This window comes from Aestuariibacter sp. GS-14, from assembly GCF_006494365.1.
In the GTDB taxonomy this organism is placed as follows: domain Bacteria; phylum Pseudomonadota; class Gammaproteobacteria; order Enterobacterales; family Alteromonadaceae; genus Alteromonas; species Alteromonas mangrovi.
This window is the reverse complement of sequence record NZ_VHIP01000004.1, coordinates 25,322-47,331: the sequence shown is the minus strand read 5'-3', so window position 1 is coordinate 47,331 and position 22,010 is coordinate 25,322. Positions and strand designations below refer to the sequence as shown.

Genomic DNA, 22,010 nt, shown 5'->3' with positions numbered 1-22,010 from the left:
TTCGTACAGACCTTTGAGTCTTTGTAAGCAGCTTAAACCACCCTATTTGGGTGCGTGCCTGAAACAGTACTCATTTCAATAACATTACCCGAAAACAGCAAAAGCAATAAACACTAAGGAGTCAGAGATGCGCAAATTACCCGTGATGTTATTACTTACCACCTTGTTTGGTGGCTCGGTAGCCAGTTTACCTGTATTGGCACATGGCAATACCGAACCTCAGTTTGGCGGTATTGTGAAAATTGTTGGGGAGTATTCGTTCGAGCTGAAGCAAGAAGCGGACTCTGTAAAAGTATGGGTGTTCTATGATGGCGAACCGCTGAATGCCAGTGAACTGAAGCTACAGTTGAAAATTAAAGGCGAAAACCGAAAAGAGTTGGTTGAGGTAGCGGCGTCTAACAGTAATTTGTTTACCGGCCCGGCTAAACTCAACGTTGGCGATACCGTATTGGCCATGCTTACCTTGCAGGACGGTGTGTCAAAAATCGTCGGCAAGTACTCGCTGTAGGCAAATGTGATGCGAACGCTTCATTTCATTCTGGTTGGTCTGTTGCTAATGGTGATTACACCGTTGGCACTCGCCCACGGTGTGGCCGATGGCGACCGCGCGTTTCTGGAAAACAGTAAGGGACTACAGATCATTCCCTATATCTATCTGGGCGCTAAGCATATGGTAACCGGATATGACCATCTGCTGTTCTTATTCGGCGTCATTTTCTTTTTGTACCGGCTAAAAGACGTCGGTATTTACGTAACGCTGTTTGCGGTTGGCCATAGTATCACCTTGTTGCTTGGTGTGTTGTCTGGTATTCACATCAACGCCTATATCATCGACGCCATTATTGGTTTGTCGGTGGTGTATAAGGGGCTCGATAACATTGGATTTTTCCCCAGATTTTGTGGATTCAACATTAACAACAAGGCAGCGGTACTGGTATTCGGGTTGTTTCATGGGTTTGGCCTGGCAACCAAATTACAAGACTTTACGCTGTCTGACGACGGTCTGGTGGGCAACATTATCTCTTTCAACATCGGTGTGGAAATGGGGCAAATGATTGCGTTGTTCGGCATGTTAATGCTGGTCATTTTACTGCGTAAAAGTAGCGCCTTTATGCGTTACGCCTTTGTTTCAAATCTGGCGCTGGTATCGGCCGGCCTGATGCTGACAATCTTTCAACTTTCCGGATATATGTGGGGAACCGTATGACCACGCAACACGTCGAGATGACAGACAAGCAAATTATAAAAGGGCTCGCCATTGCTTCTGTGATTGCGGTAGTTCTGTCGGTAACGGTAATACTGCCTGCTGAATACAACAAAGATCCTTCCGGCGTAGGTGCGATCCTTGGATTAACCGGTATGAGTAATAACGTGCAATTCGAAGAAATGACCCTGGAACCACAAAATGACTTCACGTTTGCGCAAGGTGAGGGCGAGTGGCAAACCCATACGCTGACCCTTGAAATTCCTGATTATGAAGGCGTGGAAGTAAAAGCCTTAACAGAAGAAGGTAACGGCTTTAGCTTTACCTGGGAAACCGATGGCGGCGAACTTTATATGGATATGCATGGTGAAGTTGTGGGGGATACCGACGAGTTCACCAGCTATAAAAAGTCCAATGCGATTTCATCAGACAAAGGTATTTTCAAAGCGCCTTTCCACGGTACTCATGGCTGGTACTGGCAAAACAATACCGATTCTCCTATCACCGTAACGATTACCGTAGCGGGATTTTATCAATCAGTTAAAACACTAAAATAGCGAATAAGGAAACAACAATGTTGAAGAAGATTACTGTGATGGCGCTCGCTGCGCTGATATCAGCACAGGCTAGTGCGCATGGCATTTGGTTTGCTGAACGCTCAAAGCAGCTGGCCCTTATTTATGGGGTGGGTGCCGATGATTTAGATGCGGTATTGCGTTTACCTAAAATTGGGTCTGTTTCAGGTTTTGATGAAGATTGGGACAGTGTAGACGTTGAATTAACACCTACCGGACCTTTGTTGTTAGTAACCAGTGATGATTACCCGGTTGCTGTATCGGCAGTGCTGAATAACGGTATTTGGAGTAATACTGGCGAAGGCCACTGGATCGGTAAAGGCCGCGACGAAGTACCTAATGCGATTTTAAGTGAAGAAACTATCAAGTACGCTGTACACCTTCGTGGCCCGCTGCGTAAAGTGCCAGCTCTACCGACACAGGTACTTCAAATTGTGCCGGTAGGTGATTCGTTCCCTTTGCTGAGTGGTGAAATGCAGACTTATCAGGTATTACACAAAGGCAAGCCTGTAGCGGGTGCGTTGGTTAAGAATGACTTTGTGAACGACCCGGATGCTGAGCCAGTTGTGTCTGATAAAGACGGCAAGGTGACGTTTCCGATCCGTAATCAGGGGTTGAATGTAGTGGTAGCGGTGTATGAAGCACCTACAGATCGCCCTAAGGTCATCGATAAGTACGAATACCTGGCAACACTATCGTTTGTATTGCCTCACGCGCCTGAATGATTAAGTAAGTAGTGTATAGCCGGTTAGCTTATTGGGTTAGCCGGCTTTTTCTGCGAAGTTTCATTTTGTTTTAAACAGCGCGTTTAACGGCACTTTAGTCACAACAATATCTTCTTTGTTTTCAGCATACGCAATGTAAAGTGCGTCCTCGGTAACCCAGCTTTTGGGATAGCTAAATCCTACCCGCTTGTATTTGCCTTCATAGCGCATGGGGATATTGGAAGCTGCGTTTCGCAACATAAAAAAACGGTTAAAGGTTTTGCCGTTTTCACTCAGGCTAAGTACCAGTGGCATTCGGGTTTTACTATCGCTCGGGCAATTTACGATAAAGGTCCAGCCATTGGGCAGATTGCCCGCACTTAATTTAGCTCTGGCGTCGGGCATATTGGTGATCTGAGGCAGGCTCCAGTGTTCTCCGTCATCATTGCTGGTAGACCTTAGCACACGAAAACTGGATGCCTGATCGCGAAACACCATGGTCAGCTGGTTGTTGGTGCTGAACCAGGCTGGCTCAATTTCCCGGCTGGTTTTGCCTTCAAATGGCAGGTGTGGAAGTTCGCCAAGCTGCCATCCGCCTGTGCCCGAGGGATTGTCGGTGTACATTGGGGTTGCGATTAAACCAGGGTAGCGATGTAGTGTGGTCAGTATTCGGCCGCTGGGTATAGTGTGGAGGTCTTGTTCAATGATGCCGCTAACGTCAGTGCCATCGGCCATTTTAAGACGTTTGGCCGGTTGCCATACCAGGCCGTCGGTGGAGGTGCTGTAAAGAACATAGCCAGACGTTTGGAGCTGCTTGTTCGGCCAGACATTGAAGTAGGCTACCAGTGTGTCGCCATCCGACCACCACCCGCCATTAGTGATCAGAGTGCCATTGCCGGAACCGGCCATGACGCGCGGCTTATACCAGTGTTCGCCGTCTTCACTTATGGCATACAAAACTTGGGTGTCGGGTGCATCTTCATCCTGAGTAGCGCTCTGCCATTGCATGAAATAGCGCCCTTTGTGAGTAATCATCACCGCGCCATGATTGTAATGCGCTCCGGGCTTACCTTTAAATACCGTATGGTGAGTCACTTGTGGTGCACGCGGTAAGCTGGCTAATGCCTCGGCTGACAGCGCGCCTTCGGGTATGAGTTGCACATCCGCCGCAACAGCGGAAATAGAAAAAGGCAGTAAAGCCACCACCGCGAGCATGCGCCCGACAGTTCTGAAGCAATTTCTGGACACCCACCTTTTACATTCAAATGAAAGATGTCTTGAGATAAAACCGTCCATGCCCAACGCCGTGATTTCTAGCTTAATTGCGCTGGTATAACACAAAACGCCTGCCATTCGCTATGGCTTTGAATTTGTGGACACCCACCGTCTTCGTTGGCTTCCTAACTGTGAAAAAACATGGGTGTCCCAAAAAGTGTGGGTGTCCAGAAGTTGGGGTGTAAAAAAAGCGGTTGGTGTCTTTTCAGAACACAGACCGCTTTGGGAGAACACTGTACTTGCGGCGGGCTTAGATTGCGCCGACTTCGATTTTAGAGCCGTCGTTCAGGCGCGACAGGTTGAATGGCGTGGCATCGATAAGTGGTGTGTTGTTAACCACTAAATCCGCCGCAACCTTGGCTAAACCAGGTCCTAAACCAAACCCATGGCCTGAGCAGCCTGCTGCCAAATAGAATCCTTCCAAACTATCAACAGCAGACATGACCGGCACGGCATCAGGTGTGCAATCCACATAACTGCCCCAGCTTTCGGCAATTTCAATATCCTTAAGTGCCGGGAACAGGCTACGAACGGCGTGAAGTGTTTGCTTAATATTCTTACCGTGAGGATCCGGGTTGAGTATCCGCATGGCTTCCATGGGGGAAGGGCCGGTATTCTTCCAGCGGTTAATGGCTTCCGGGCCCTTGAAGAACGAGCTTCCCAGGTTAACCTGCACTGCCTTAATGCGTTTCATAAACATCGGCATGAATTCTTTGGCAAAGCGGATGCCCTGTGGCGTAAATTCCAGCAATGCCGTGCCACTGAGTGCTACGGTGTAGCTGCCATCTAAACGGCGAGTGAGGGCCACTCCGGAGGTGTAAATGGCCTCACCGATATTCTCAATAGGTTTGGAGCGAAACGCGGTTTGCCTAACGCTAGCCTGAGGAAAGCGAATACCGTGATGGCTGCAGAATGTTGATGCCCAGGCGCCTGCTGCACACAATACGCGCTGGGTACGAATAGTGCCCTTTTCGGTGATCACAGCTTCTACTTTGCCGTTAGTAATGTCCATGCCGCGCGCCGCACATTGCTGATGAATGGTGGCACCGTAACGGCGTGCACCTTCGGCAATCATAGGCGCGGCGATGGCGGGTTCACCCTTGCCGTCATCCATTGAATGTACGCCGCCTAACCAGGTGCGCCCGTTGGCCGGAATCATCTCGTTGGCTTCTTTGGCGCTTAACATACGGGTGTTAACGTTGAATTGTTTTGCGACTTCTCGCCAGCTGTCCCATTCAGCCAATTGTTGGGGATCATCCGTGGCATAGCGAAGGCCACAGCGGCGGAAACCCAGGTCCTGACCCAGATCTTCAGTCATCTCGTCCCACAGACGCATGGAGAGGCCCGAGGTGGGGAGCTCCCGTGCGTCACGGTTTTGCTGACGACACCAGCCCCAGTTTCGGCTCGATTGTTCAGCACCCACCAATCCTTTCTCGATCAAAGCAACCGAGTAACCTTGCTTCGCCAGAAAATAGCTGGCACAGGCACCAATAATACCGCCACCAATAACAACGACATCGGCCTGAGAAGGCAATGTTTCATTGCTGGCAATTTTCTTTAACGTCGGGGTCATGCTGTACCTTCAACTCTGATAACTACACGTTTATGCTTCACCAAAGCCAACGATGGCTTTGGTTTCCAGATATTCTTCAAAGCCTTCCAGGCCAAATTCACGACCACTACCAGATTGCTTGTAGCCGCCGAATGGCGCATGGGCATCCCAGGCCGGATAGTTAATATGCACCTGGCCACTGCGGATTAAACGCGCTACACGGCGAGCTTCATTTAGATTCTTAGACTGTATGTGGGCGGCGAGGCCATAAACGGTGTCGTTAGCAATTACGATAGCTTCGTCCACCGAGTCATAGGGGATCATGCACAGCACCGGTCCAAAAATTTCCTCGCGAGCAATCGCCATGTCATTGGTTACTTCACTAAAGATAGTGGGGCGCACAAAGAAGCCCGCCTCAAATCCATCGGGTCTTCCCACGCCACCGGTAATGCACTTGGTGTCTTCCGAGAGCCCTTTTTCAATCATTAACTGCACCCGCTCGAATTGAGCGCGGTTGGCTAGCGGGCCATGGGTGGCTGTCTCGTTGTCTGAGCGGCCAATCACAATAGTGTTAACGGCTTCCATTGCCAGTTGTTCGGCTTCTGCCAGTTTTTCGCGTGGCACCAGCATGCGCGTCGGCGCGCTACACGACTGACCATTATTGCGCATACAGGCCAAAACACCTGGACCAATAGCAGCCTGTAGATCTGCATCGGGTAGAATGATATTAGGCGATTTACCGCCTAACTCTTGCGCAACACGTTTTACCGTAGGTGCTGCAGCCTGTGCCACCAATATGCCAGCGCGGGTGGAGCCGGTAATCGATACCATATCCACAAGAGAGTGGCTGGATAGCACGGAGCCTACTTCTGGGCCATCACCGTTCAACAGATTAAATACGCCGGCTGGCACACCGGCATCATGCAGAATATCAGCGAAAGCCAGTGCACTGAGTGGCGATAGTTCACTGGGCTTGAGCACAACCGTACAACCCGTGGCAATTGCCGGACCGACTTTGGCGGTGATTTGATACAGCGGCCAGTTCCAAGGCGTGATTAAGCCCGCAACACCAATGGGTTCGCGCGCAATGGCGGTAGTGCCGCGCATCTGTGTAAATTCGTAACTGGCCAGATTATCCCGAGCAACCTGCAAATGGGCCAGGGCCAGTGGCACATGAGCTGTGCGGGCGTAATTAATCGGCGCGCCCATTTCGGTAGACAGGATTTGGGCTAATTGCTCAGCGCGGGCTTCGAAAAGTGCAATCACGCCGTCGAGCACTGCCAAACGATCGTCAACTGATGTTTGACTCCAGGCCGGAAACGCAGCAGCAGCAGCTTTTATTGCAGTCTCGGCATCGTTGGCGCTGCCTAATGCGAGTTCGCCAATCAGGCTTTCATCCGATGGGTTAATTATGTCATGCGTGCGTGAAGAGCTAACCTGCACCCATTGACCATTTATGTACGCCTGTTGCAGCCTGCCAAGGGTTTTTAACTCGTCTACCGGGTGCGTCATGGTAATTCTGTTCCGTTGATTCTGGATGCAGCACAATCTACTGCATTGTTACGACCTACTGACCAATGATGAACAGTATAGGGGGATGACAGCAGCATGGGTTGCTGCTTTGAGTGACCGAACAGCAAATTATATTAAAAGCTGGCGCGTAAAGCAGTCGATATCACTTTTTGATTGGCGCTAGAATGGTTGAACGAGATTTACATGATGCTGAAAGCCCGATTCGCCAAAAGGGCAGCCACAAGGACACCACATGCCTTTTAAAACACTGCCTGATGTTGATGCGTTAATCAAACCATTGATCGAGTTCCGTCGTGATATTCACGCGCACCCTGAACTTGCTTACAAAGAGGTGTCAACCGCAAGAAAAGTGGCTGAGGCTCTGGCTTCAGCTGGCCTGAAGGTAACAACCGGCGTGGGTAAAACCGGCGTGGTTGCCAGCTTAAAAGTGGGTAACGGCACACGCTCAATCGGTTTGCGGGCCGATATGGACGCGTTGCCCATTCAGGAAGAAACCGGGCTGCCCTATGCCAGCTGCCACGATGGCGTATTCCACGGATGTGGGCATGATGGTCACACCACTATGTTACTTGGTGCCGCGCAATATTTGGCGAAAACGCAGCAATTTAATGGCACTGTACACTTTATTTTTCAGCCCGCAGAAGAGGGACAGGCGGGCGCAAAAGCCATGATAGACGATGGGCTGTTTGAACGGTTCCCGTGTGACCGCGTTTATGCGCTGCACAACTGGCCGGACTTACCCGCGGGAACCATTGCAACAAGACCCGGCCCCATTATGGCGGCAGCCGATAAATTCAGCATTCGCGTGCAGGGAAAAGGTGGCCACGCCGCTGCGCCGCATCAAACGCCCGATGCCATTCTTGCGGCCAGTGAACTGGTTACTCAGCTTCACACGATTGTGTCACGTAGGATTGCCCCCACCTCTACTGCGGTGTTGTCGGTAACACAAATAGCAGGTGGCAGTTCGCACAACGTGCTGCCGGGCAGCGTGAGTTTAACCGGCACGGTTCGAACGTTTGATCCGGCAGTGCAAAATGCCGTTGAAAAGGCCATTCGACAGGTAATTCAGGGCGTGGCACTGGCTACTGGCACGTCTATTTCACTGGACTACAATCGCTATTACCCGGCTACTATCAATCACGAATCGGCGGCCTTGCGAGCGCTGGAAGTCGCTGCCGGTGTGGGCAATGCGCAATTAGCCCCCGAACCTGCCTTTACCTCAGAAGACTTTGCTTTCATGTTGCAAGCTTGCGAGGGGGCGTACATCTGGCTGGGTCAGGGGACTGAACAACCCACCATTCCTCTGCATCATCCACACTATGATTTCAATGATGATGTACTCGCTACAGGCATACGGTTGCTGGTTGCACTGGCAGAAGATTATTTAAGCGAAAAAGAAGATCGTACCGAATAATGGGGATTTACAGCAGCATATGTTTGCGCTGCACCGGTACTATTTATTCATTAATACAGTGTTAAAGGCAGTTTTGTGAAGTCTGAGATAGCAATGTCAATTCGTAGCATGACCGAGGCCGATTTACCGGTATGCTTGTCGTTTACCCAACAGGTCAAATGGCCTCACAGGCTAATAGACTGGCAGTTACATTTTAAACTGGGAAATGGCAGCGTAATCGAAGCGAACCTTGATTCACACAATGCACTATCTGCACCGCAGATCGTAGGTTGTATTTTGTGGTGGGATTATCCTGCGCTGAACACGAATACTACTGCCTCATCCAGCACTTCCAGGCTGGGCTGTGCAACGGTTGGTCTGGTGGTTGTGCCAGATGCCATGCAAGGCCGGGGGCTTGGCCGCACATTAATGAATACCGTGATGGCACAAACCGGTGAGCGCAATTTGCAGCTGGTGGCTACTGTGGCCGGTAAGCGTCTTTATGAACAGTGTGGGTTTACCACAAGAAGTACCATTTACCAGGTGCAGGGTGAGCTAACCAAAAAGCCCGAGTTCACGGATAACATCGATGTTACAGAAGTTGACGCGGGTTCACTGTCAGCCGTTATTGAATTGGACAATCAGGCCTTTCAGGCCGACCGCAGTGCCTTGCTCAAAGCGTTAATGGCGCGAGGCCGTTGTGTTATTGCTAAACAAAATGGCAAAGCGCTGGGTTATGCATTTATCCGCGAGAGCGGACGTGGCGAAACGATTGGCCCGGTGGTTGCCAGCGATAGTGGTGTAGCAAAAGCTCTGGCGGCAGCGTTACTTCAGCAAACAAAAGCATTTGTGCGTTTTGACCTTACCGAACACGCCAGTGACCTGAAAGGTTGGTTAACTGACCTTGGTTTGCAGCAAGTCGATGAGGTAAGCTTAATGGTAAAAGGTGAATGGCTGGCGCAGCAGGCATCTGATTCCCAGGTATACAGCCTGGCGTCGCAGGCTTTCGGTTAGTGGTTGAGCTGTATTAGGAGTGGGTAGGTGATAACACGGGCAATAAAAAACTGGGTACTATGCATACTGCTGGCATTCGCTACGCAGGCATCCAGTGCTGCCTTTGATAATCACGCTTCGCATCAGGCCGGTACTGAGCACGTCAGTTTTGAACATGAGCACAGTGCTGAACAACCCGGGCAAACTGAGTTGAGTTCAGCAGGTTTCGCCGGGGAAGCGGCTGATTTTGATTGCCACCATTGTTGTCACTGCCACGGCTCACATCATGTTTATCTTCCCGTTGTAGTAAGTCATACCGGACTTACTGCATTCAAAGGCATTCAGCCTGACTTTTATGCCAACCTGCATAAAGGATTTCTGCGAAATTTGCTGCGTCCCCCTATCGTTTGACGCGTCGGAAAGCTTCATAGCGCTGTTTTAAAACAGCGGACGTTAACGTTAAACGAGACTTATGTATGTTGTACAAAAATATCTGTGTAGCGTGTTTACTCACGCTGAGCACAGGCGCGTACGCGCAAGCAAAAAACTGGGCCGGCTGGCTGTTGCAAACTGTAGACACCCACCCTTCCATTCTGGCACTGAAACACGACGCCAGAGCGAGCGGGTATCAGGCCGCGGCTTTCAATAAGCCGCTTTATAACCCTTCATTGGATACCAGTCTGGAACGCGAAGGTAGCGAAATTAACTATCAGATTGGGTTATCAAGTCAGCTGGACTGGCACGATGTGCAGTCTTCGCAAATTCAGGCGGGTAACTTTTTAGCTGAGCAAAGTCAGTTGGCACTGGAAATCGCAAGGTCAGATTTGCTCTCTGAATCTCTTAAAGCTCAAATATCTTTAACCTATGCTGAGCGACAATATGAAATAGCAACAAAGCGTGTGAATCAATCCATTGAATTGCTTAATATTATCGGGAAGAAGGTTGAAACAGGTGAGGTGCCGGAGATTACCCTTGCGTTTACCAAGGCTGCCACTGCAGAAGCCATGGTGGCCGAGAGTGAATGGTTGACGTCCTGGCAACAGGCAAAGCAAGACGTAGTGACGGTACTGGGCCGAACGGGGTTAGACACACCCATCAGCGACAATGTCTGGACACCCACACTATCCTTGCTTTCGCCTGGGCAGGTTCAACAGTTACCGTCACTGCGCTATGCACATCTGAGTTGGCTGATAGCCACTAATGAGGTGGATGTCCAGCGAACCAGTAACAAGCCTGTGCCTACGGTTGGCTTTGGCGTGGGGCGTCAGGCGGGGGAGCCGTTGCTTTCATTATCGATGTCAGTGCCGCTGAATATTCGCAACGACTTCATTGATGTCACTGAGGTTGCCAAACAGCGCGCTTTGGCCAGTGAGCAGCAATTGCAGGCCGAGGTCATTGCTGTGCGCGAGGCGATTTCATCAACCTACCAGCAACTACAGCTACTTGGCGAACGGTATCGCATTTGGGAGCAGATTGATTCGAGCGATTTTACGGTTCAAGCGCAGGTGCTTGTAGATCGGTTTTCTGCCGGAGATCTGCCATTCACAGAATTTCATGCGCAGTTGAATGAATTATTGAGTGGCCAGCAAGCAGCGCTAACCCTTACATATCAGTATCAGTTGGCCTACATCAACTATTTACATCAGAGTGCAGGGTTGGTGTCACATATCAGTGCCCTGGCCGATGAGGAGTAATCCATGACGTTTCTACATAACAAAAAATGCATTTTGTTGAGCGTATTGTTGGCATGGCAAGTACAGGCTACAGAAACTGTAAGTACAGAGCCGGCGCACGAACAAACACATAACCATGATGCACATGGAAAGCATGACACTCCATTCCATACTGAGCAGGCTGCTGAAGAACATGAAGAACATGAAGAACATGAAGAACATGAAGAACATGAAGAACATGGCGGTGTAAGTCTATCCGGTGAGCAAGTAGCTATGGCCGATATTCACTTGGACACGCTGGAGCCACTCAGCCTAAGCGAGTCTGTGTACGCACCAGGTGAAATTAAAGCAAACGGCTATCAAAGCTATATCGTATCGCCGCGTGTTAGCTCGGTGGTGGTGAAACGTCACGCCGCACTTGGTGAGGAGGTTAAAAAAGACCAGCCATTGGTGTCGCTGTTTAGCGAAGACATGATCACGGCACAAAGCGAGCTACAAACCGCCGCCGTGGAATGGCAGCGTATTCGCAAATTAGGACAAGCCGCTATTGGCGAAAAGCGTTATGTGGCCGCGCGCAATGATTATCAGGCGGCGTCACGGCGTCTTCAGGCATTTGGACTGTCATTGAAAACGATCGATGAAATCGCAGATACACCTGATTATCCGCTGGGTGAGTATACGCTGGTGGCTCAGTCTTCGGGCGTGGTAATGACAGACGATTTCAATCAGGGCCAGCAAATCTCACCGGGTCAGGCACTTATGCTGGTTTCTGACGAATCACAACTCTGGGTAGAAGCCAGGCTGCCTGCGTACAACGATTTGCATCTGGCAGCAGGGCATACCGCCAGTGTGGTGGTGGGTGATATTGCTGCAACCGCAACGATTACGCAGGAGTCCCACACGATTGATCCGGTAAGCCGTACGCGCACCGTTCGTTTAAATCTGAATAACCAGGCGCACAAATTTCATTCCGGCATGTTTGCCGACGTGTATTTCAGCGGCCCACAGGCGTCAATCGTACTGGCCGTGCAGGAAAGCGCACTGATGCGCGATGCCGATGGCGATTGGCAGTTATTCGTTGTAGACGAAGAAGGCGAACTGGTGCCAAAGGTGGTACAGCTGGGTAAACGCTATGGCAAATGGCAACAAATAAGCGGTGTTGAAGCAAATGTACGCTATGTAAGTCGCGGTGCGTTTTTTGTGGCATCAGAAATTGCCAAAGGCGGATTTGATCCGCATAACCATTAATTGTTGGTCAGGAGATAACGATGTTTTCAAACCTGATTGAAGTCGCCGTTCGGCTGCGATTTATGGTGCTCTGCGTGTTGGTGGGGCTTGGCGTTTTTGCCGCACTGATGATCCCGAAACTCAACCTCGATGCGTTTCCTGATGTGACCAACATTCAGGTGGCAATCAACACCGAAGCGCCGGGGCTGGCCGCTGAAGAAGTGGAGCAACTGATCACCTATCCCATTGAGGCGGTCATGTACGCTCTGCCTGATGTTGAAGAGGTGCGCTCGATTTCCAAAACTGGTTTATCCGGCATCACCGTGGTGTTCAAGGAAGGCACCGATATTTATTTCGCCCGGCAATTGGTATTCGAGCGCCTGCAAGTGGCATCTGAGATGATCCCCGACGGTATCGGTATGCCCGAAATTGGCCCCAATACCTCTGGCCTTGGGCAGGTGTATCAGTATTTGCTAATTGCCGATCCGGATTCAGGTTACGACGCTATGGCACTGCGCAGCCTGAATGACTACCTGATCAAGTTGTTATTGATGCCAGTAGACGGGATCACCGATGTGCTGTCGTTCGGAGGACAAGTAAAGCAGTATCAGGTCAATCTGTACCCGAATCGATTGCTTTCGTATAACCTGACTCAACAGGACGTGATGGATGCGCTGGCCCGCAATAATAACAATGCGGGTGGCTGGTATCTCGACCGTGGACCCGAACAACTGGTGATCCGCGGTGCAGGCTGGCTGGCGTCCGGTACAGAAGCACTCACGCAGATTAAGCAAATACCGCTTTCTACTGAAGGCAGTGGTGTTGTGACCGTTGGCGATGTCGCTGCCGTTGAATTGGGTGCTGAAATTCGTCAGGGCGCGGTAACGATGTCAGTACGCAATGAAGGTGGCAGCATCGCATCGCGGGGCGAAGTGGTATCTGGCGTGGTGTTAAAACGCATGGGTGCCAACACAAACGCTACCATTGAAGGTATCAATGCGCGAATTGGATTGATTCAACAAGCCTTGCCGAAGGGTGTGCATTTTGAACCTTACTACGATCAGGCGGCGCTAATAAAGCAAGCGGTCAATACTGTGGTGCAGGCGCTGTTACTGGCCTTCGTGTTTATCGTTATTGTGCTTGCGCTGTTTTTGATGAGCGTTCGCGCGACTTTGCTGGTATTGCTGTCGATTCCGGTGTCGATTGGGTTAGCGCTGTCTGTACTCAGTATGCTGGGCATCTCAGCCAACCTTATGTCGTTAGGGGGCATAGCAGTAGCAATAGGCATGCTGGTAGATGGCTCAGTTGTGGTGGTAGAGAACATCTATCAAAAACTGCAACAGCGGGAACCAGAACGCTCGTCGATAGCGCAACTGGTTGTGCAGGCCACCCAGGAAGTGGCAAAGCCGGTGTTTTTTGCGACCTTGATTATTCTGGTGGTATTTACCCCGTTATTCAGCTTTGAAGGGGTAGAAGCCAAGCTCTTCCAGCCCATGGCGGTTGCCATTATGCTGGCGTTAGTGTGCGCGGTGGTTGTGGCGCTTATTGTTGTGCCAGTGCTGTCGGTATTGGTGCTTGGACTGCGCGCGCCCAAAGTACGTAAAAATCGCACATTACTCTATTTAGAGTTTAGATATCAAAGTGTGCTTAATGTGTGTTTGAATCGCCCGAAATACCTGCTGTTTTTGATTGCGGTGCTATTGGCTGGCAGCGCCATGGTCTTTCCGCAGTTGGGTACTGAATTTGCACCAGAGCTTGAAGAGGGCACTATTAACTTAAGGGTGACACTGGCTCCATCGGCAAGCTTAACAACCGCTCTCGACGTTGCGCCTAAGCTGGAAGCTATCCTGCTTAAGTTCCCGGAAGTCACCTATGCGGTGAGTAAAATAGGCCGGGCTGAAATTGGCGGCGACCCGGAGCCGGTGAACAACATCGAAATCTATCTTGGCTTAACGCCGGTAGATCAATGGACCACAGCGTCGAATCGTCTTGCCTTACAAACTGAAATGGAAAAGGCGCTGGAAGTGCATCCAGGGCTGTTATTTAACTTCTCCCAACCTATTGCTACCCGGGTAGATGAGCTGCTGTCTGGCGTGAAGGCTGAGCTGGCAATAAAACTATTCGGCCCGGATCTGGATGCCTTGGCTGAGTATGGTCAGCAGATCACGTCTGCAGTGGCTACAATCAGCGGTACCCGTGACGTCGCCATGGAACAAATCAGTGGGGAAGCACAGTTGGTGATACGACCCGACCGCAATCAATTAAGCCGTTATGGTCTGGATGTCGCCAATGTGATGAATTTGGTGCAACAAGGTCTCGGCGGACAAGCTGCAGGCCAAATCATTCAGGGCAACGAACGCTACGACATTCTGGTGCGTATCGATTCCCAGTATCGCGACGACATCGCAGCATTAGCCGAATTACGCCTTCGCTCTGCCCAGGGCGCTTGGGTACGTCTGCAGGATGTTGCCACGATTGCTATTGAATCCGGGCCGCCGCAAATTCGCCGTGATGATGTGCAAAGGCGCGTCGTGATCCAGGCAAACGTGGATGGCCGCGATATGGGGAGCGTGGTGAACGATATTCGTAAAGCTATTGATACCTCTGTCCAACTGCCCGCCGGATATACCGTGCAAATTGGTGGGCAATTCGAAAATCAACAGCGTGCGATGCAGCGACTGATGCTGGTGGTGCCTGTGTCACTGGCGCTCATCGCTGTGTTACTTTACCTGGCGTTTAGCGAACTGAAACTGGTGATGCTGATCATGGTGAATGTGCCTCTTGCTGCGGTAGGTGGAATATTTTCACTTTATTTAAGTGGTCACTATTTGTCGGTACCCAGTTCTGTAGGCTTCATTACCCTGTTTGGTGTAGCAGTGCTCAACGGTGTGGTGATGGTTGAAAGTATTAATCAGCGCTTGGCGAACCAACATACCGGTGCTGGTGCCAGTGAGCAGAATGCCATTGATGCGATTAAAGACGGTGCTCGCTCACGGTTGAGGCCGGTGCTGATGACGGCACTCACATCGGCACTGGGTTTACTGCCCATGCTGATGTCGAATGGCTTAGGCGCGGAAATCCAGAAACCACTTGCTGCAGTGATAGTTGGAGGTTTGGTAACCTGCACACTGCTAACGCTGGTTGTTTTGCCGGTTTTGTATGCGCGATTTGTATGCAATACACGCTAACAGTGAATTCCACTAAACATTAGCTGTGACTCAACAGGATCTGCCCGGCAAACAAGGCGAATCAGCCTAATTTGCCGGGTATTCTTACTATACTGGCTTGCTAAATCTGTTTACTGATTAGGAGCCGTCATGTCTCGTCTTACTACTGTTATCCAGCATCCCGCTGCCGCGCCTGAAGAAGGCTACATTAACCCAGCTATCTTGTTAGCGGGTAATCCACTGCTACAAAAATGGGCGCCAGATTGCATTGCCAACGACAAAATTAAAGTTGGGGTAATGGGGGGAGAGCCGGGCACCAACCGCTCAATCAAAGACGGTGTGTTTGAGTTCTGCTATCTCATTGAAGGTGTGATTGAACTAACTGAAGACGGCTGTGAACCCAAGCTGTATCACGCGGGCGATACGTTTTATATGGAGCCGGGCTATAAAGGGCAGTGGCGTACCATAGAGACCTATAAAAAGGTGTACGTGTGTGTCTATGGGTTAGATAACCCACAGTAATACCAGCGGTTTTCGGGTTCTGTTACTAATTCGAACGTTCGAAATGAGGCTGGCGCTGCACTTTCTTACCAATCACTGATATGGTGTGCCATACGTATTTTGTAGGATGAACAGAAAGTGAAGCAATTGATTGCAAAAGTAACGCGTATTGTCGCTATATTTACCGCTATATTTGCCGCCGCATTATCGACGACATTGGCGTTGGTAAGCAGCGCTAATGCAAATTCCAGAGCGGTTGAGGTACGTCTTGATGAGTCTGTACTGCATGGTGAAGCGTCGGGCTCGGTACTGACTTTCAAAGGAATACCCTACGCCGCTTCCCCAGCAGGCCAAAACCGATGGAAGCCGCCTCAACCGGTTACGTATGCCGGCGATATTGATGCTTCCCGCTATGGCGCGCAATGCCCGCAGCGCACCGATCAAATCACCAGTGAAGATTGTTTGTTTATCAACGTCTTTACGTCTGCAATAGCCGATTCAAGTGCAGCCATTGAGCCCAAGCCTGTTCTGGTGTGGATCCATGGTGGTGGCTACGTAGGCGGCTCCGGTAATCTCGATATGCGCGCCGTGTCTCACTGGCTGTCGCATGACGTTGTGGTGGTTTCCTTTAATTACCGTTTAGGCGTACTGGGTATTTTTGCGCATCCAGTACTTGATGCAAGCATGGGTGCAAACTTCAGCGTACTGGACATGGTGGCCGCGCTTAAATGGGTGAAAAGCCATATCAGCCTATTTGGCGGGGACCCGAATAATGTCACCATTGCTGGTGGGTCTGCTGGTGGCATGGCGATACAAATGCTGATGGTTGCACCGCAAAGCGAGTCGTTATTTCACCGGGCTATCTCACAAAGCGGCTACGGTGCCTGGCCCTTACCCAGAACCAATAAGTTACAACCTTTACCACAGAGCCTGAATGCGCATGAATATGCGCAAGTGCTGGTGTCTAAAGTGATCAGCAAAGCAGCATCATCCGTGACAGCTGAAGACTTAACAAACGTATCAGCCAGCCAATGGGTAGAGGCCATTGAAGGGTTTCATTTACCTGTAGCCGACGGGGTAATTCTGCCAGATGAGCCGGGTGTCGTGTTTATGCAAGGGCGTCAGCACGATGTGCCTTATATGAGCGGTGGTAATAGTTATGACGGCAGTGTTTACCCCTGGTCTGGTGTGCCGGCTGCGCGATTGATTGAACTGGCTGGCGATGAAGCGCCGGGAATTAAAGGCGTTTATCAGCTTCCGGCACTTCCCGATGGCAATGGTTACCAATTGCTACCTTACCAACATCTGTTTGGTGATATGCGCTATGTACTTGCAGGCTCGGTAACAACTGAGGCGATGCTTAACAAAGTCAGTCAGGGTTATCGTTATTTCTTTGACGTTACCCGCAACGGCGAACCTGGCGCACATCATGGCGCAGAGGTGAACGCCTTGTTTTATCCTTCCTCATTACCCGGGGTCCTGCACATGCAGCGCTACTGGTTGCATTTCATCAAGTACGGCAATCCCAACGCAGCAAATTTGCCTGAATGGAAGGCGGTAGACACCAATGGCGAAAATTGGATGGTATTTACGGCCAGCGGCGCCACGCAAGTACCTCATATTCGCGGCGATAAGCTTCAATCGCTTGATAGAGCTTATAAAGCCCGAGTTCATCCATTGATAAATTAATCGTATCGAAAGTTGTCTAACTGTACTGTGCATTCTGGAGCACGATACCGATACTTCTTAGGGCAAAAGTGGATAAAAATTACACTGCGGCAGCTTCCCGCAAGTCGCTATTGCTTTGCAAGTGCGGTGTAACGTCCGTCTGCAGTGATATTGGTACTGGTGAGCAAATCTTTGATGTGTTGCAAGCCATTCTGACATGCTTTACCAGGGTCTTTGCCTGATCAAACCTCAGTATTAAACGGCGAATGAGGCCGTTTAGAGGCAAAGCAGACAACTTAAAAGCAGGTATTTCATCTTGTTATCTTAAACGTTCAGACTGATATTCTGATCGAGGGGGAGTGCACCCATTCAGTCCTTATGATCGGATAATCCGCAACGTGAACAAATCGTGCTGACAGGCGGGTGGCGCGAGTGGGCTTAGTACCCGCGCTGTTTATTTACCTCGCCAATCATGGGTTGGCCTTGTTGCCAGCGCAACAGGTTTTCGGCCAGGCGCTGGCCCGCAGTGTCATTTCGGGTAATGGAGGCTATGTGGGGCGTGACATGCACTCTGGGGTGTGTCCAGTAGGGGTGAGATTCGGCCAATGGCTCGTGTTTAAAGACATCCAGAATGGCGTATTGAATGTGGCCACTATCCAGGGCTGCCAGTAAATCGTCGTCCACTATTTGCTCGCCGCGCCCTGCGTTGATCACCGAGGCTCCTTTGGGCAGTGTTGCCAGGGTGTCGGCATTGATCAGGCCTTTGGTTTCTTCTGTTAGCGGCAGCAAGCTCACCAGAATGTGGGTATTTGCCAACATGTCTGACAAACCTTGTTGGCCGTGAAACGTAGATACGCCATCCAGCTGTTTTGCACTTCGACTCCAGCCGTTTACTCTGAAGCCTAATGAACTGAGCTGGCTGGCGACGGCTTTACCGAGCTCTCCTAAACCCAGAATACTCACCGTGCATTCATGGGGCAAAGCTACGTTGTGTTGTTGCCAGCACCTTTGTGCTTTTTGCGATTGATACAAAAAATGATCGCGATGGATCATCATTACTGACGACAGCACATAGGTTTGCATTTGTAATGTAAGTGACGGGTCGATCAGCCGGATCAATTTAATGGTGTCTGGAATCCTGTCGGGCTGCAATTGATCAACGCCGGCGCCAACCGAGAAAACCGCTTTTACATTGGGATAGGTTTCAAAGGTATTGTCTGGCAGCGTCCACGCGATGATGGCATCTACCTGTTCGGGCACAGGAACGTGGGGCCAGGTATGCCATTTTGTATCGGGCAATGCGTTGATTACCGTTTCCTGCCAGCACTCGCCTCGTGTTTGCGGGCCTTTGTAAACCAGATTAATGGCCATGATTACTTTTCCGGCTTGAAAAGCGTGGCAAGTGGATAATGCAGTTTTTCAATGGGCGATTTCAAAACGATGTAACTGAAGTACTTTGAAATACCGAAATCTCTTTCCAAAATTTCTTCCATCAGCGACTGATAGTGGGTAATGCCTCGGGTGACAAATTTAAGCAGGTAATCGTAACCACCGCTGATCAAATGGCACTCGATTACTTCGTCGATAGTACGGATATTGCGTTCAAATTTAGCAAAGTCTTCCATGTGGTGATCACTTAACGTGACTTCGGTGAATACTGTTGCAGTTTCACCCAGCTTTTCCAGCGCAATTTTGGCATTGTAACTGGTAATGTAACCGGCCTTTTCCAATCGCTTTACCCTGGCCAGGCAGGGGCTGGGCGACAATGCTACAGCATCGGCCAAATCAGTATTGGTAATGCGCCCGTTCTTTTGCAGTTCTGCCAGAATGTTAATGTCGATTCTGTCTAATTTAATACCTGCCACAATGGTGTTCCTCTTGTACTGCACAATGCCGACACAGTATCGCTAATGGCTAAACCAGCGCAACTGTTTGTTCAGGGATGTTTGCTAAGGGTCGGAAAAGCGCCGGGCGGGAACGCCCGGCAGTACAATCAAAACGCGTATTTCACGCTGATCTTAGCAGTACGCGGTGAACCCGGCATGGTCCAAAGCGCAGAGTAAGAACTGTCGTAGTATTCCTTGTCGAACAGGTTGTCGATATCGGCATTGATTACCACGTTGTCAGACAGGTTAACCGACCCGAATAAGCGAACGGTTGTATAGCTTGGTAAAATGTAGTCCGGATCAATAGTTTCACCCAGACGGTCGCCTACGTAAGTTACACTGGCACCGACTTTTGACTCTTTGCCCGCAATGTCCATAAAGTGCATGGCGGTAACATTCAGCTTGTGTTCCGGGATGTTAATTAAGCGACTGCCAGCCGGAATGTTCACACCCCAATCAACGTTTACCACTTCGTTTGCCGTTTCTGCATCTACGAAGGCGTAAGCCAGTGTAAGGGTTGTATCGTCGGCAATCACTGCATTGAGGTCTACTTCAATCCCCTGACTTTCTGCTTCGCCCAGCGCTGCAGAGTAACCGGAGTTCACTGGATCGGCGCTCAGCACATTGGATTTTTCAGCGCGGAACAGCGCCACGGTACCAGTGAGGCTTTCATTGCTATTGGCAAATTTTACGCCTGCCTCATAGGATTTGCTTTCTTCTGGCTCAAAAGTCGCGCCGTTGGCGTCGGTGCCTGAGTTCGGACGGAAGCCCTCAGAATAGCTTAAGTACAGGGTATACAGGTTTGACGGTTCGTACACCAGACCAACTCGCGGACTGGTTGCGGTTTGTGATTCACTGGTATAAGCATCCGACAAATAATCAGAAAAATCGCGGGAGAAATCGTCGAAACGCAAGCCCGCGAGTACTTTAAAGGATTCAGTCAGGTCAATTTGATCCTGAACGTATAAACCTACGGTAGATTGTTCTTCGCGGCGATCCCATAATGCACCGGTTGCAGGCTGTGCTTCGCCGTATACCGGGTTGATCAGTGATACAGAATAGGTTGTGTCGCCTGTGCCCCAGCCGGTTCTCCAGCGTTGCTGAATTTGATCCAGTTGATAGTCGTAGGCATCAGCACCAATCAGGATATGGTGCACAATGTCGCCTGTAGACACAGTTCCACTTAACTCTACACGGCCAGACAAGTCTTCTGCATCGTAGTCGCGGTAACGACGCTGACGCGATACGGTTTCGCCATCGGTGTACAGCAATTGGCGGCCCGCAGACAATTCTACTTCGCTGGAGTAGCCTTCAAAAGATGACTCGCGGTAGCTCATACCTACCATCAGGCTCCAATCACTGTTGAGTTGGTGTTGCAGCGTGAGTTGGTGCCCCAGGGCTTCAATATTCATTGGGCCATCGTTTGGCTCGCCATAAAAGGTATCAATAGGTACCACACCAAATTCATAATCGACTACCACAATGCCGCGGTCAAATGGGGCTTCCTGGTCGAGGACTTCCAGTTCGTAAGTTAAGGAAGTGTCGTCAGAAATCTGATAGGTGAGTGATGGTGTAAAGGCCAGTTTGTTGCTTTCCACGGTATCGCGGAAACTGCCAGCGTCTTCGTATGCGCCGTTTACACGGAAAGCCAGATCGCTGTTTATCGCGTTGGTATAGTCACCTTCAAGGCGATAAAGGCTGTATGAACCTACTGTCGCCTGAATGTAACCTTCTTCGGTAAATTGAGGCTTTTTGGTGATAATGTTAATCGTACCGCCGGGTTCGCTACGGCCATAAAGCGCCGAGCCTGGGCCTTTTAGTACTTCAATTGCCTGAACGTTAGAGGTATCGCGGCGACCGCTGAAGCCACGACCAGCACTAAAACCGTTAACTACGTATCCGGAAGGCAGGTTCTCATCGCCGGCAAAGCCGCGAATAGCAAAGCTGTCCCACAATCCACCAAAACTGTTCTGACGGGCAACGCCACTGGCGAAGTCCAGGGCATTTTGCAGGTCGTTTACGCCGACGTCTTTTAGTAATTCAGCACTAACGATGTCAATATTCTGCGGTAAGGATTTCAGTGGTACATCACCACGGTAAGGCTGGCGCTGCTGCACAACCTCAATTTGTTCCATATCTTCCGGGGTTTCCTGCGCAAATACGCTGGTGCTGTTAGCCAGCGCAACAGAAACTGCCGCCGTGAGCGCAGTTTTCATAAAAATTCGGTGCTTCATCATCTTGTGCTATCTCCAAAGGTTCTCAAATCGACGGCAAAAGGGACTATCCTGGTGGCTGGTGTTATTTATTTTGTTGGCCACACTTATGTTGTAATGGTGCTGGATATTCCTTCCACAATCAGTATAAGTGAGTCGGTGCACTGCAAATGCGTCGAAAAACAGGCTTTGGCAGCGTAAAGTTTCAACGGCGCAGCGGTAGCAGCAGAAAATGCTAAACAACGAATAACGAACCACTCTGCTAGTAAAACGACAGCTATAATGTCATGTTTTGTTATGTTATAACATTTTTATTTCGATGGAAAAGCGAAAAATCATCTGAACCGGATGGTATGAAGGACTGTTAGCAGTGCTTAAATCAATGGTTTTCTGCTCATTATTTAAACCTATCTATTCTGTTATTGAATGTAGACTTTTGGATAATG

The 22,010-nt window shown here is 50.1% G+C and carries 18 protein-coding genes; 12 read left to right on the top strand and 6 right to left on the bottom strand.

From position 1 onward, the window contains the following. The first annotated feature begins 127 nt into the window (after nucleotides 1-127). The 4 genes from FJ444_RS08030 to FJ444_RS08015 are packed head-to-tail and all read left to right on the top strand — an operon-like array spanning nucleotide 128 to nucleotide 2,504. Complete coding sequence (locus tag FJ444_RS08030; protein ID WP_140957674.1) at nucleotides 128-508, top strand: hypothetical protein; 381 nt, start codon at nucleotides 128-130, stop codon at nucleotides 506-508. Nucleotides 509-517: 9 nt separating this feature from the next. After that, nucleotides 518-1,207 (top strand): HupE/UreJ family protein, encoded by a 690-nt coding sequence (locus FJ444_RS08025; protein ID WP_140957672.1) that lies wholly within the window; start codon nucleotides 518-520, stop codon nucleotides 1,205-1,207. Then, nucleotides 1,204-1,761: a hypothetical protein gene (locus tag FJ444_RS08020; protein WP_140957671.1), complete on the top strand. Its 558-nt coding sequence runs from the start codon at nucleotides 1,204-1,206 to the stop codon at nucleotides 1,759-1,761. The genes FJ444_RS08025 and FJ444_RS08020 overlap by 4 nt, the downstream gene beginning before the upstream one ends. Nucleotides 1,762-1,778: 17 nt before the next feature. Then, the gene (locus FJ444_RS08015; protein WP_140957669.1) at nucleotides 1,779-2,504 is read left to right on the top strand and encodes a DUF4198 domain-containing protein; all 726 of its coding nucleotides are present in this window, start codon (nucleotides 1,779-1,781) and stop codon (nucleotides 2,502-2,504) included. Between the two features lie 60 nt (nucleotides 2,505-2,564). Here FJ444_RS08015 and FJ444_RS08010 read toward each other — a convergent pair whose 3' ends face one another. From FJ444_RS08010 to FJ444_RS08000, 3 genes are all read right to left on the bottom strand, one after another. Beyond that, a complete protein-coding gene (locus tag FJ444_RS08010; protein ID WP_181405099.1) occupies nucleotides 2,565-3,698 on the bottom strand; it encodes an exo-alpha-sialidase in 1,134 nt (377 codons plus the stop codon). 310 nt (nucleotides 3,699-4,008) lie between these two features. After that, nucleotides 4,009-5,331, bottom strand: a complete 1,323-nt coding sequence (locus tag FJ444_RS08005) for an FAD-binding oxidoreductase (protein ID WP_140957665.1) — start codon at nucleotides 5,329-5,331, stop codon at nucleotides 4,009-4,011. Between the two features lie 30 nt (nucleotides 5,332-5,361). After that, nucleotides 5,362-6,822 carry an aldehyde dehydrogenase family protein gene (locus FJ444_RS08000; RefSeq protein ID WP_140957663.1) on the bottom strand — a complete coding sequence of 487 codons (1,461 nt, stop codon included), beginning with the start codon at nucleotides 6,820-6,822 and terminating at the stop codon, nucleotides 5,362-5,364. Nucleotides 6,823-7,075: 253 nt separating this feature from the next. On the opposite strand from FJ444_RS08000, the gene FJ444_RS07995 reads away from it, so the two are divergent. The 8 genes from FJ444_RS07995 (at nucleotide 7,076) to FJ444_RS07960 (ending at nucleotide 17,486) form a co-directional block, all read left to right on the top strand. Beyond that, nucleotides 7,076-8,257 carry a M20 aminoacylase family protein gene (locus FJ444_RS07995; RefSeq protein ID WP_219993883.1) on the top strand — a complete coding sequence of 394 codons (1,182 nt, stop codon included), beginning with the start codon at nucleotides 7,076-7,078 and terminating at the stop codon, nucleotides 8,255-8,257. Nucleotides 8,258-8,350: 93 nt separating this feature from the next. Next, nucleotides 8,351-9,250: a GNAT family N-acetyltransferase gene (locus FJ444_RS07990; protein ID WP_140957661.1), complete on the top strand. Its 900-nt coding sequence runs from the start codon at nucleotides 8,351-8,353 to the stop codon at nucleotides 9,248-9,250. A gap of 27 nt (nucleotides 9,251-9,277) precedes the next feature. Further along, complete coding sequence (locus FJ444_RS07985) at nucleotides 9,278-9,640, top strand: hypothetical protein (RefSeq protein WP_140957659.1); 363 nt, start codon at nucleotides 9,278-9,280, stop codon at nucleotides 9,638-9,640. A 65-nt stretch (nucleotides 9,641-9,705) separates the two neighbouring features. Next, a complete protein-coding gene (locus FJ444_RS07980; RefSeq protein WP_140957657.1) occupies nucleotides 9,706-10,923 on the top strand; it encodes a TolC family protein in 1,218 nt (405 codons plus the stop codon). Between the two features lie 3 nt (nucleotides 10,924-10,926). Then, complete coding sequence (locus FJ444_RS07975) at nucleotides 10,927-12,150, top strand: efflux RND transporter periplasmic adaptor subunit (protein WP_140957655.1); 1,224 nt, start codon at nucleotides 10,927-10,929, stop codon at nucleotides 12,148-12,150. A gap of 20 nt (nucleotides 12,151-12,170) precedes the next feature. Beyond that, nucleotides 12,171-15,317, top strand: a complete 3,147-nt coding sequence (locus tag FJ444_RS07970) for an efflux RND transporter permease subunit (RefSeq protein WP_140957653.1) — start codon at nucleotides 12,171-12,173, stop codon at nucleotides 15,315-15,317. A 129-nt stretch (nucleotides 15,318-15,446) separates the two neighbouring features. Then, nucleotides 15,447-15,818 (top strand): cupin domain-containing protein, encoded by a 372-nt coding sequence (locus FJ444_RS07965; RefSeq protein WP_140957651.1) that lies wholly within the window; start codon nucleotides 15,447-15,449, stop codon nucleotides 15,816-15,818. 117 nt (nucleotides 15,819-15,935) lie between these two features. Continuing rightward, nucleotides 15,936-17,486, top strand: coding sequence for a carboxylesterase family protein (locus FJ444_RS07960; RefSeq protein WP_140957649.1), 1,551 nt, complete (start codon nucleotides 15,936-15,938; stop codon nucleotides 17,484-17,486). A gap of 417 nt (nucleotides 17,487-17,903) precedes the next feature. Here FJ444_RS07960 and FJ444_RS07955 read toward each other — a convergent pair whose 3' ends face one another. The 3 genes from FJ444_RS07955 to FJ444_RS07945 all read right to left on the bottom strand — a co-directional run bounded on the left by FJ444_RS07955 (nucleotide 17,904) and on the right by FJ444_RS07945 (nucleotide 21,567). Beyond that, the gene (locus tag FJ444_RS07955; protein WP_140957647.1) at nucleotides 17,904-18,836 is read right to left on the bottom strand and encodes a glyoxylate/hydroxypyruvate reductase A; all 933 of its coding nucleotides are present in this window, start codon (nucleotides 18,834-18,836) and stop codon (nucleotides 17,904-17,906) included. A gap of 2 nt (nucleotides 18,837-18,838) precedes the next feature. Beyond that, entirely contained in the window at nucleotides 18,839-19,330 is a 492-nt protein-coding gene (locus FJ444_RS07950; RefSeq protein WP_140957645.1) for an Lrp/AsnC family transcriptional regulator, read from the bottom strand. 128 nt (nucleotides 19,331-19,458) lie between these two features. Continuing rightward, nucleotides 19,459-21,567: a TonB-dependent siderophore receptor gene (locus FJ444_RS07945; protein WP_140957643.1), complete on the bottom strand. Its 2,109-nt coding sequence runs from the start codon at nucleotides 21,565-21,567 to the stop codon at nucleotides 19,459-19,461. Between the last annotated feature and the right edge of the window lie 443 nt (nucleotides 21,568-22,010).